A 10,947-nucleotide genomic window follows, 5' to 3' on the forward strand; every position below is an offset into this window, starting at 1 on the left:
GGACGTGCTGATGGACGTGCCGATGCAAAATTGATAGATCCTTCTGCCACTACAGGCACTGTGAGCGGCCAAGTGATGGCAGACTGTGCGCTGTTTTCCCGACGCGGAGGTTCCCACGGCATGACCACAGTGCAGCCAGGCGGCGGATCCATGGTGCGCCGGATCCTCCTGGGCTCCCAGCTGCGCCGACTGCGCGAGAGTCGCAACATCACGCGCGAGGACGCGGGCTATGCCATCCGCGCTTCCGAGTCCAAGATCAGTCGCATGGAGCTGGGTCGGGTCAGCTTCAAGGAGCGCGACGTCGCCGATCTGCTGAGCCTGTACGGGGTGACCGACGGCGAGGAGCGCGAGTCGCTGCTCGGCCTGGTCCGCGAGGCCAACAAGTCCGGCTGGTGGCACAGTTTCAGCGATGTGCTGCCGGGCTGGTTCCAGACCTACGTGGGCCTGGAGGAGGCCGCCTCGCTCATCCGCACCTACGAGGTGCAGTTCATCCCCGGCCTGCTGCAGTCCGAGGAGTACGCCAGGGCCGTCTTCGGGCAGAGCCGCCCGGTGCTCAGCGACGACGAGATCGAGCGTCTGGTGGGCCTGCGGCTGCGCCGCCAGAAGCTGCTGACGGAGGGTCAGGGCCCGCGCCTGTGGGCCGTGATCGACGAGGCGGCGCTGCGCCGTCCGGTTGGCGGGCCCAAGGTGATGCGCGGCCAGCTGCAGTACCTGATCGACGTCGCCGAGCAGCCCAACGTGGTGATCCAGGTGATGCCGTTCCGGTTCGGCGCGCACGCCGGCGAGAGCGGTGCGTTCAGCATCCTGCGCTTCCCTGAACAGGACCTGGCCGACGTGGTCTACCTGGAGCAGCTGACCAGTGCGCTCTACCTGGACAAGCGCGACGACGTCGACGCCTACGTGCAGGTGATGGAGAGGCTGTGCGTGGACAGCCTCACCCCCGAGAAGACGGTCGAGCTGCTCGCCTCGATCCTCGCCGAGAACTGAGCCCCGCCGGGCCCCACCGGGGCGCTACCGCGCGGTGATTCCCCCCGGGGCCCGCTCCGGGGCCTCCTGTGGCTGCCAGTGCGGCCGCGCGGGTGCCTCGGGCTGCGGTGGGCACCCCAGCTCCCAGTCGAGCGAGTAGCGGGCGAACAGGTCGGCCCGGATCGGTGGCAGCGGGGTCTGCGCGTCGGGCAGCAGCACGCCGATGCAGCCGCCCATCAACGCGCTGCGCAGGACCGCGTGTTCGGCGATCGGATCGCCCGCGCCCCAGTCCATGAGCACCTCGCGCAGGATGGCGCCCAGCTGCTGCTGTTCGGGGTCCTGCACGAAGCCGCCGACGTCCGGGTCGAGGATCAGCGCCAGGTGCGAGCGCATCACCCGCGGGTGGTTCAGCGCGAGGTGGAGCACCGCGTCGATCGCCGTGGCCAGCCGGTGCTGCGCGGAGGCCTCGGGCGCCAGCGCCCCCAGTGCGGCGGTCAGTTCCAGGTGCATCAGGCGGTGGGTGGCCGACTGCATCAGCAGTCGTTTGCCGTCGAAGTAATACGACACCAGGCCGCGGGCGAGCCCGGCCCGCTCGGCGATGTCGGCGAGCGTGGTGGCGGCGTATCCGCGCTGGTCGACCAGTTCCACGGTGGCCCGCATCAGGCGTTGCCGGGAGCGCAGCCGCATCTCCTCGTTGACCGATTCCCCGCGAGGTGCCATCGTGTCAGCTCCGTACTTTGGTTGGCTCTCGGTCAATATACGTGGCCGGGAGCGGCCCAGGCATACGTCCGAGGCGAAGGCGGACGTCGGCCGGGGTACGGAGAACCAGGTGCCGGTCTCACCAGAACGGGGGACTGGTGAGACCGGCACCACCGTGCGGCGAGGGCTCGCCGCACGGTGGTTGTCAGCGGGCTGCCGACCGGTTGGTACCGGTCGGCAGCCTCTGCACGTTCGCGCCTTGCGTTCAGACCTTCTCGGCCAGTGCCTTGTCGGCGCCCGCCCCGGCGTTGACCCGGCCGTAATCGTAGTCCGGCACGGCGTGCGCGGTGACGGCGCGTCGGCGGTCCAGTACCGCACCGCTCGCGGTGACCACCAGCGCGATCAGCGCGACCCCGGTGACCAGCAGCAATCCCGGGCGGTAGCCGTTCAGTTGGGCCTGCGGGCCGGTCCCGCCGTGGCTGCCCGCGGTGAGCACGGCGGTGGTGACCGCCAGCACCAGCGCATTGCCGATCTGCATGGCGGTGTTGACCAGGCCCGAGGCCAGTCCCTGCTCCTCGTCGGCCACGCCGTTGGTGGCGGCGATGTTGGCGGAGGGGTAGAAGAGCGCGAAGCCGATGCCCAGCAGCACCATGCTCGGCAGCACCAGGGCGGCGAAGGTGCTGTGGGTGTCCAGGCGCAGGAAGAGCGCGTAGCCGAGCACCATCGCCAGGCTGCCGAGCGGCAGCAGCCGGCCGGTGCCGTAGCGGTCCACGATGGCGCCCATCCTGGCGGAGGAGAGGGCGACCAGCGCGCCGGCCGGCAGCAGCGCGAAGCCCATCTCCAGGGCCGACCAGCCGAGCAGCCGCTGCAGGTAGAGCGCCACGATGAACTGGAAGCCCGCGTAGGAGCCCATCAGCACGAAGGCCGCCACGTTGGCCCGGGCGACGCTGCCGTTGCGGAAGATGCCCAGCCGCACCAGCGGATGCGCGGTGCGCTGCTCGATCAGCAGGAAGGCCGCGCCGAGCACGACCACCGCGACCAGCGAGCCGATGGTGCGCAGGCTCGCCCAGCCGGCCGCCTGGGCCTCGGTGACGGTGAAGACCAGCAGCAGCAGCGAGGCGGTGCCGGTGATCGCGCCGGCCACGTCGTAGCCGCCCTCGGTCCGCTCGTGCGGGTGCTTGGGCAGCAGCCGCAGCGCGAAGACCAGCGCGATCAGCGCGACCGGGACGGGCATCAGGAAGGTCCAGCGCCAGCCCACCGAGGTGAGCAGACCGCTGATCACCAGGCCGAGCGAGTAGCCGCTGGCGCCGCAGGTGGTGAAGATCGACAGCGCCTTGTTGCGGGCCGGGCCCTCGGGGAAGGTGGTGGTGATGATCGACAGTGCCGCGGGTGCGGTGAACGCGGCGCTGGCGCCCTTCAGGAAGCGGGCGGCGATCAGCAGCCCGCCGTCGCTGACCACGCCGCCCAGCAGCGAGGCGGCGGCGAAGACCGCGAGCGCGATCAGGAAGACGCGCCGGCGGCCCAGCAGGTCCGCCGCCCGGCCGCCGAGCAGCAACAGACCGCCGTAGCCCAGCACATAGCCGGAGACCACCCACTGCAGCGCCGACGTGGAGAGCTTGAGGCTGGAGCCGATGGAGGGCAGGGCGACGCCGACCATCGAGACGTCCAGGGCGTCCAGGAAGAGGGCTGCACAGAGCACGATCAGGGCGCCCCAGAGCCGGGGGCTCCAGTGCAGTTGGTCGGACGGGCTGTCAGAAGTCGTGAGTGTGCTGCTTGTTGGCACGTGGTGGGGTGCGGAGGTCATGGCCCAAACAGTACATGCGCATGCATTCAATGCAAGTAAATATAATGTGAACTCATATAGTGACTATGCATGTGGTACCATGCGGGGGTGTCAGTACAAGACCCGGCCGAGACGGCCGCCCTGGTCTCCGAGTGGCGTGAGCTGCTGGCCCGCCACGCGGCGACGGCCTGCGCCCTGGATCGTGAGCTGGGCGATCAATTCGGGCTCTGCATGAGCGACTTCGAGGTGCTGGAGCGCCTGGCCGAGGCCGCCGACAACCTGCGGGTGCAGGAGCTGGCGGAGAAGGTCCACCTGAGCCAGAGCGCGCTCTCCCGGCTCATCGGCCGCCTGGAGAAGGCCGGCCTGGTCGAGCGGACCATGTGCGACCTGGACCGCCGCGGCATCTACGTGCGGCTCGCGCCGCTGGGTCAGGAGCGCTACGAGGCGGCCCGGCCGCTGCACCGCGAGGTGCTGGAGCGCATGCTGATCAACCGTCGGCAACCCGGCTGCGGCTGAGTCCTGGGTCGAACGCCGGCCCTCAGTGCAGGGCGCTGAGGCCCGGCAGCACCGCCAGCAGCAGCACGCTCGCCGGCGCCGCGAGGGCGGCCGCGGTCAGCCGCAGCCGGCTGTGCACGGGCAGCCGCGGCGCACCGGCCAGCAGGCGGTCCACCCGGCGCGGCGCCTGGGCCAGGTGGCCCGGGACCAGGCCGCCGGGGCAGGCCGCGAAGACGCCGCGCCCCGCGTTGATCTCGACCATCGCGTGCGCGGTGGTCAGCCGGCCGTGCCGGCGGGCGGCCCGGTCGTCCGCGGCCAGTTCCACCAACTCGCCCACCTGGTCCCGGAACGCGCGGAACACCCCGACCCCGGGGAAGCCCGCCGCGAGCGCCTGTGCGCACTGGGCCAGCCAGTGGTGGCGGGCCCGGACATGGCCGCGCTCGTGACTCAGCACCGCGGCCAGCTCCCGGTCGGTCAGCCGGCTCAGCGCGCCGGTGGTGACCACCAGCCGGGACTGCGGCCCGGGCAGCGACCAGGCCTGCGGCTGGACGTTCTCCAGCACCACCAGGCGCTCGCGGCGGGCCGGCAGGTCTCCCGCGGCGGCCGGCAACTCGGGTGACCGGGTCGCCAGTTCGGCGTGCCGGTGGTCGCGCTCGGCGCGCGCCGCGCGGATCTCCCGGGTCAGCGAGAGCGCGGTCCGCAGCCCGCCGAGCGCCAGCAGCGCCGCGCAGAACCGGCCCCAGCCCTCGGCGTCGCCCAGCCCGTAGGCCGCCTCCACGCCGTGCGGCGCCCCGGCGAAGAGCAGGGTGCGCACCTCGGGCAGCGCGGCCGAGACGGCCAGCAGCAGACTCAGCAGGCAGCAGAGCAGTACGGCGACCACCAGGCACTGCCACACCAGCAGCGCGAGCACCGGTTCGCGCTCCGCCCAGCCGGCCCGGGTCAGCAGGAGTGGCCCGGCGGTGGCGAGCAGCACGCCGAGCAGCAGCAGGCCGAGCAGGGCCGTCATGGCAGTGGGTCCCCCCAGATGAAGGTGTGACCGGACACTGCGGCTCAATCTAGGCGGTCGGCGGACGGCGTGGAACCCCACCGTCCCCCGGCAGTGACCAACGCCACGCGGGCGTACCGGTGAACGCCCGGCAACGCCGTCGGGTTCCCGCACGCGGCCCCACGCGGGCGCGTGCCGGGCCGGCCGTCAGAGCACCAGCAGCATCGCGAACATGCCCACACCCATGGCGAGCCGGCAGGCCTGGGGGAGCGGGCCGCCGCGGTCCCCGAGCACCGAGGTGCCCAGGGTGCCGGGGGCGCCGGGGGAACCCGGGTGGCCCGGCACCGTCAGCAGTCGGCTGCCCGACCAGAGGGCGTAGCAGCCGAAGTAGACCAGTAGCAGCCCGGTGACCGCGGGGCGGCCCATCGGCATCGCCATCCCCGCGTGCTGCTGGGGTGCGCCGCCCATCGCCAGAGCCATGTAGGCCATCGCCGCCGCCCCGACCGCGTGGTGCAGCCGGTGCGCCCGTCGTCCGCCGGCCCCGCGGCCCGCCGCCGCGCCGAGCGAGCCCGCGCAGAGCAGGCCGAAGAGCACCACCCAGAGCGCGGCCGGCAGCCGGTCGCCGAGGGCGATCATCGCGGCGGTGCCCAGGCCCATCGCGGCCTCCATCGCGTCCGACCCGCGCCCGCGGTCCGGTGCGGCGCCGGTGGTGCGGCGCAGCCGGAGCAGACAGATCCCGCCGGTGCCGGCGGTCAGCAGCGCCAGCAGCCAGCTGAGCACAGCGGGTCCGTCCATGGGTCCCCCTCCGTCCCCGCCGTGGGCCACCCCGATCCGCTTCGGACACCCGCTGCCGTGCTCGTCGGGGACGGGCGGGTAGCAGCGGAGCGGGGGGTACCGACCACGATCACCCACGGCCACGGGCCCACAGCAGGGCGCGTACAGGGGCGCATTGAGGTGCGCTGGTGGCAGTGGACGAAGCCGCACGCCGGGGACGAGGAGGCCGGGGCGGGTGGACGGGGAGGAGTCGGCAGGGACGGGCAGGCGGGGCCCGGGCGGTCGGCACGGCCGACTGGACCTGTGCGCTGGCGATTGCGTCACAGAAGCGGAGAGAGTCGTTCCGGTTGGATGCCCTGGTCCGGGCGGTCAACCCGGCCGCCCGGCCAGGGTGTTCAGCGGCCCGTCACCGGAAGGAAATCGGGCATCTGCCCCATCACGTGGAGATTCTCTCATCGAACCCCCCTTGAACAGGAGAACCTTTCGTCCTTATCGTGTCCTTGATTCAATAACTTCTGTCGAAGCAGGTCCCCGATGCAGAATCTCTCGTCGAAGCTCGCGGTGGCGGCCGACCTTCCGGTGGCGCCCCACTCCGACCACCCCGCCTGGCAGCGGCTGAAGCAGACCGTCGAGGAGCTGCGCCCGCTGCAGTCCAAGGACGGCTCGATCGACCTGGCCACGGTCCAGCGGCAGACCGTCGACCCGCTGCTGTCCACCGTGCTCGACGCGATCGCGGAGCTGGCGCCGCTCTTCCCGCACGACGCCGCCTACCTGGAGGCCGTCCAGGCCGACCTGCGCAAGTGGGCCGACACCGGCTACCGCGAGCCCGACTTCCTGGACTCGCTGCTGGCCTTCCAGCCCGCCGCCGAGCGCCAGGACGGCCTGGAGCACCTCGTCGTGTTCCCGATGTACACGCAGAACGGCAACCCGGACCGCAACCTGGAGGCCGTCCTCCTCCAGGTGGTCTGGCCCGACTGGCTGGCCGAGCTGGAGCGCACCCGCTTCGACAACCCGATGTTCGTGCCGATCACCTTCGTCGACTTCACGGCGGGGTACGACACCAACTCCGCGGTCCTCTTCCCGGAGACCGTGGCCGTCCGCCAGGCCCCCGAGCGGTTCACCTGGGGCGGCATCTTCTGCGACCGCGAGGCCGCCCGCTTCCGCGCCGTCTCCACCTCGGCCGTGCGGCTGCTCGGCCTGGAGATCCCCGCCGACGCTTCCGAGCTGATCGCCGACCAGGCCCGGTCCCAGCAGACCTTCGTCCTGTGGGACCTGGTGCACGACCGCACCCACAGCCACGGCGACCTGCCGTTCGACCCCTTCATGATCAAGCAGCGCAGCCCGTTCTGGATGTACGGGCTGGAGGAGCTGCGCTGCGACCTGACCGCCTTCAAGGAGGCCGTCCGCCTGGAGGCCGAGGGCTACCCGCAGGGCCGCGACGTCCAGTACGCGATCCTCTTCGACCGGATGTTCCGCTTCCCGGTCACCGGCGGCCGGGTCCGCAACTACGACGGCATGGGCGGCCAGCTGCTCTTCGCCTACCTGCACAAGCACGACGCGCTGCGCTGGCGCGACAACCGGCTGAGCATCGACTGGGACCGGGTCGCCGAGGTCACCAACGCCCTCTGCGGCGAGATCGAGGCGCTCTACCGGGCCGGCATCGACCGCCCCAAGACCGCTCACTGGATCGCCGCCTACGAGCTGGTCTCCCGCTACCTGACCCCGCACCCGGCCTCCACCTGGGCCAGGGGCTCCGAGGCGCTCCCGCTGGACCTGGACGGCAAGGCGCTCAACAAGGCGCTGTGCGACGCCGTCCACCCCGACGAGTTCCCGCTCAGCATGTTCTACGAAGCCCTGTCGAAGAAGCTCAGCGGCGTGATCGCCGCCACCACCGGCATCACCGGTGCCGGCCTGACGGAGGTGGCCGCGTGAGCGCGCTCCAGGACAAGGTGATCGCGGTCGCCGGTGCCAGCGGCCCGGCCGGCCAGGCGACCATGCGCCGGCTGGCGGCCGGCGGCGCCGTGGTGATCGGCGCGGACATCGACCAGCAGCGCCTCGACGCCGCGATCGCCGGCGTGCGCACCGCCGTGCCCACCGCGCGGATCAGCGGCCAGGTCATCGACCTGCTCGACCCGCAGGAGGTGCACGACTGGGCCGACCACCTGGAGGCCGAGCACGGGCACGTCGACGGCCTGCTCCACCTGGTCGGCGGCTGGCGCGGCAGCAAGACCTTCCGCGACACCCGGCTCGACGACTGGGACTTCCTGCACGACACGGTGGTCCGCACCCTCCAGCACACCTCGCTCGCCTTCCAGCCCGCCCTGCTGCGCAGCGAGGCCGGCCGGTACGCGATCGTCTCGGCATCCGCCGCGCACAAGCCCACCGGCGGCGGCGCCGCCTACGCGGCCGCCAAGGCCGCCAGTGAGGCCTGGACGCTCGCGATGGCGCACTCCTTCCTGAAGGAGACCACCGCCGAGGACGGCGTGCCGACCGCCGCTGCTGTCATCCTGGTGATCAAGGCCCTGCTCAGCCCCGAGATGCGGGCCGAGAAGCCGGAGGCGAAGTTCACCGGCTTCACCGACACCGCCGACCTGGCCGACAACCTCGCGGACCTCTGGGCCCGCCCCGCAGCAGAACTGAACGGACAGCACCTGTGGCTGACAGCCCGATGAGCACCACCCCCTCCGGTACCGACGCCGTGCGCCGCCACGACCCCGCCGTGCGCGGGTTCGCCAGCGACAACTACGCCGGCGTCCACCCGGAGATCCTGGCCGCGCTGGCGGTCGCCAACGGCGGCCACCAGATCGCGTACGGCGAGGACCAGTACACCGAGCACCTGCAGACGGTCTTCAAGAAGCACTTCGGCGAGCGTGCCGAGGCCTACCCGGTCTTCAACGGCACCGGCGCCAACGTGGTCGCGCTCCAGGCGCTGCTGCCGCGCTGGGGCGCGGTGATCGCCGCCGAGAGCGCGCACATCAACGTCGACGAGTGCGGCGCCCCGGAGAAGATGGCCGGGATCAAGCTGCACCTCGTCCCCACCCCGGACGGCAAGCTCACCCCCGAGCTGATCGACCGGCAGGCCTACGGCTGGGACGACGAGCACCGGGCGTCCCCGCTCGCGGTCTCCATCACCCAGAGCACCGAGCTCGGCACCCTGTACACCGCCGAGGAGGTCCGGGCGATCTGCGAGCACGCGCACGAGCGCGGCATGCTCGTCCACATGGACGGCTCCCGGCTGGCCAACGCCGCCGCCTCGCTGGGCCGGCCCTTCCGCGAGTTCACCACCGACGCCGGGGTGGACGTGCTCTCCTTCGGCGGCACCAAGAACGGCCTGCTGCTCGGCGAGGCCGTGGTGGTGCTCAACCCGGAGAAGGTCCGGAACCTCAAGTACCTGCGCAAGATGTCGATGCAGCTCGCCTCGAAGATGCGCTTCGTCTCGGTGCAGTTCGAGGCGCTGCTCACCGGCGACCTCTGGTTGCGCAATGCCGGGCACGCCAACGCGATGGCCCAGCGGCTGGCCACGGCGGTCGGTGCGATCGACGGCGTCACGCTGGTCCGCCCGGTGCAGGCCAACGCCGTCTTCGCGATCCTGCCGCGGGAGGTCAGCGAGCGGCTGCAGAAGCGTTACCGCTTCTACTTCTGGGACGAGCAGACCGGCGAGGTGCGCTGGATGACCGCCTTCGACACCACCGAGGCGGACATCGACGCCTTCGCGGCGGCGATAGCGGAGGAGCTGGGCCGGGGCGTCTGAAGCCCTTCCCCGCACTGCTCGACGCCTGCCTGTGGCCGGCCGGGACACTGTCCCGGCCGGCCACTCGCGTCTCAGCGCTCCAGCAGCAGCGGCCAGACGTCCCGCTCGGCGGCGGGTGCCCAGAGCACGTCCGCGTGCCCGTAGCCCGGGACCACCCGGTAGTCGACCCGCGCCCCGCCCGCGCGGATCAGCCGTGCGCCGAGGTCGTGATCGCCCCGTCCCAGTTCGGTGTTGATCCACACCACCTCGGCGCCGATCGCCGCCCAGTCGATCCGGTACACCTCCTCGCGCCCGCCCCACAGCGCGGCGAGGTCCCGCAGCAGCGCCGTCGGCTGGACCCCGCTGCCGAGCCGGCCGACGGCCTCGGACCAGACGGCCAGTGGCGTGCGGTCCAGGGTGAAGCTGTCCTGCGCCGGGGTGCGGCCGAATTCGAAGCTGCCGCTGCTGTGGCCGCGGTGGTAGATCCAGTTCGCCGGTCCCGGCAGCAGGTGGGTGCGGGTCAGTGCGTAGTGCAGCAGGGCGAGGTTGCCGAAGACCGTGCCGGGGTGATCCGGGCGCGGGAGCGGGCTGTCGCCCCACGGGTCGGCGGCGGCGCGGGCGAACAGGGCCTTGAGACCGGGGTCGACGGTCCAGTGGCCTGCGGCGAGCTGCTCCTGGAGGGCCTCGGTGAGCGCGGCGGCGCGGGTGGCGAGCTCGGGCTCGGCGGCCAGGTCGTAGGGCCCGGTGGTGTCGAGGACGAGGACGCGTCGTACGTGGGTGCCGGGCTGGGCCGCCGTGTCCAGCGCCAGGGCGGCGCCGGCCGAGTGCCCGAGCAGGTCGTAGGGGAGACCGAGCGCCTCCACGGCGGTGAGCACCTGCTGGACGTCGCGGCGGTGGGCGGCAAGGCCCCACTCGGCACAGTGCGGGCCGGTGGTCCCCGCGGTCAGCGCGTCCTCGCGGGGCGTGATGCCGAGGACGAGGTAGCTGCGTGCGGCGAGGAAGCGGGCCAGACCGCCGCCGTCCCGGGCGGTGCAGTAGCTCGCGCGGACGTTGAGACCGCCGCCGGGGAGCAGGACGATCACGCCGTGCGGCGGGGCGGCCGCCGAATCCGTCACCACGTCGACCACCAGCGGCGCAGACCCATCCGGCAGGACGAGTCGCTGATGGTCGGCCTGCCTGCCCGCGGCCGGCCCGTCGACGGGGACCGTTTCGGCACCCAGCGCCGCACTCAATCGCTTGACCATGTCCATGGCCATTCCCTCCCTCAGGTCGGCCCCCAGAATGCCGGACGACGCGATTTGCCTGTGGCGGGCCGCTGCCCGTACAGTTCCGGAGTCGCGCCGAGAGGGGCGACAGAGTGAAGTCGGGAAGATGAACTTCGGTAAATCGGAGTGAAACTGATCTGATAAGCTCGAAACACGAAAGAACGAAGCGCCCGGAGGGGCCACGGAAGTGGCTGCAAAGGAAGCGTCCGTTCCTTGAGAACTCAACAGCGTGCCAAAAGTCAACGCCAGA

General features: G+C 71.9%; 10 protein-coding genes. 5 read left to right on the forward strand and 5 right to left on the reverse strand.

Annotated features, from left to right (window positions below):
- Positions 1 to 120: 120 nt before the first annotated feature.
- Positions 121 to 987, forward strand: a complete 867-nt coding sequence (locus tag ACFZB9_RS35275; RefSeq protein WP_391454030.1) for a helix-turn-helix domain-containing protein — start codon at positions 121 to 123, stop codon at positions 985 to 987.
- Positions 988 to 1,011: 24 nt separating this feature from the next.
- Here the strand turns inward: ACFZB9_RS35275 and ACFZB9_RS35280 are convergent, their stop codons facing one another.
- Positions 1,012 to 1,686 (reverse strand): TetR/AcrR family transcriptional regulator, encoded by a 675-nt coding sequence (locus tag ACFZB9_RS35280; protein ID WP_391454031.1) that lies wholly within the window; start codon positions 1,684 to 1,686, stop codon positions 1,012 to 1,014.
- Positions 1,687 to 1,930: 244 nt separating this feature from the next.
- A complete protein-coding gene (locus ACFZB9_RS35285) occupies positions 1,931 to 3,469 on the reverse strand; it encodes an MFS transporter (RefSeq protein ID WP_391454033.1) in 1,539 nt (512 codons plus the stop codon).
- 87 nt (positions 3,470 to 3,556) lie between these two features.
- Between ACFZB9_RS35285 and ACFZB9_RS35290 the strand changes: the two genes are divergently transcribed.
- Positions 3,557 to 3,964, forward strand: coding sequence for a MarR family transcriptional regulator (locus ACFZB9_RS35290; RefSeq protein WP_391454035.1), 408 nt, complete (start codon positions 3,557 to 3,559; stop codon positions 3,962 to 3,964).
- Between the two features lie 22 nt (positions 3,965 to 3,986).
- Here ACFZB9_RS35290 and ACFZB9_RS35295 read toward each other — a convergent pair whose 3' ends face one another.
- Complete coding sequence (locus ACFZB9_RS35295; protein WP_391454037.1) at positions 3,987 to 4,949, reverse strand: M56 family metallopeptidase; 963 nt, start codon at positions 4,947 to 4,949, stop codon at positions 3,987 to 3,989.
- A gap of 186 nt (positions 4,950 to 5,135) precedes the next feature.
- The gene (locus ACFZB9_RS35300; RefSeq protein ID WP_391454039.1) at positions 5,136 to 5,723 is read right to left on the reverse strand and encodes a DUF5134 domain-containing protein; all 588 of its coding nucleotides are present in this window, start codon (positions 5,721 to 5,723) and stop codon (positions 5,136 to 5,138) included.
- A gap of 513 nt (positions 5,724 to 6,236) precedes the next feature.
- Between ACFZB9_RS35300 and ACFZB9_RS35305 the strand changes: the two genes are divergently transcribed.
- From ACFZB9_RS35305 to ACFZB9_RS35315, 3 genes are read left to right on the forward strand one after another with little or no spacing between them, the layout of a single operon-like run.
- Positions 6,237 to 7,634, forward strand: coding sequence for a DUF6421 family protein (locus tag ACFZB9_RS35305; protein WP_391454041.1), 1,398 nt, complete (start codon positions 6,237 to 6,239; stop codon positions 7,632 to 7,634).
- Complete coding sequence (locus tag ACFZB9_RS35310; protein ID WP_391454043.1) at positions 7,631 to 8,374, forward strand: SDR family NAD(P)-dependent oxidoreductase; 744 nt, start codon at positions 7,631 to 7,633, stop codon at positions 8,372 to 8,374. The genes ACFZB9_RS35305 and ACFZB9_RS35310 overlap by 4 nt, the downstream gene beginning before the upstream one ends.
- A complete protein-coding gene (locus tag ACFZB9_RS35315; protein WP_391454045.1) occupies positions 8,371 to 9,453 on the forward strand; it encodes a threonine aldolase family protein in 1,083 nt (360 codons plus the stop codon). Before ACFZB9_RS35310 ends, ACFZB9_RS35315 begins: the two co-directional genes overlap by 4 nt.
- 71 nt (positions 9,454 to 9,524) lie before the next feature.
- Here the strand turns inward: ACFZB9_RS35315 and ACFZB9_RS35320 are convergent, their stop codons facing one another.
- Entirely contained in the window at positions 9,525 to 10,682 is a 1,158-nt protein-coding gene (locus ACFZB9_RS35320) for an alpha/beta hydrolase (RefSeq protein WP_391454047.1), read from the reverse strand.
- Positions 10,683 to 10,947: the final 265 nt, after the last annotated feature.

Origin of the sequence: Kitasatospora sp. NPDC008050, assembly GCF_042957465.1 — a bacterium.
Lineage (GTDB): Bacteria > Actinomycetota > Actinomycetes > Streptomycetales > Streptomycetaceae > Kitasatospora.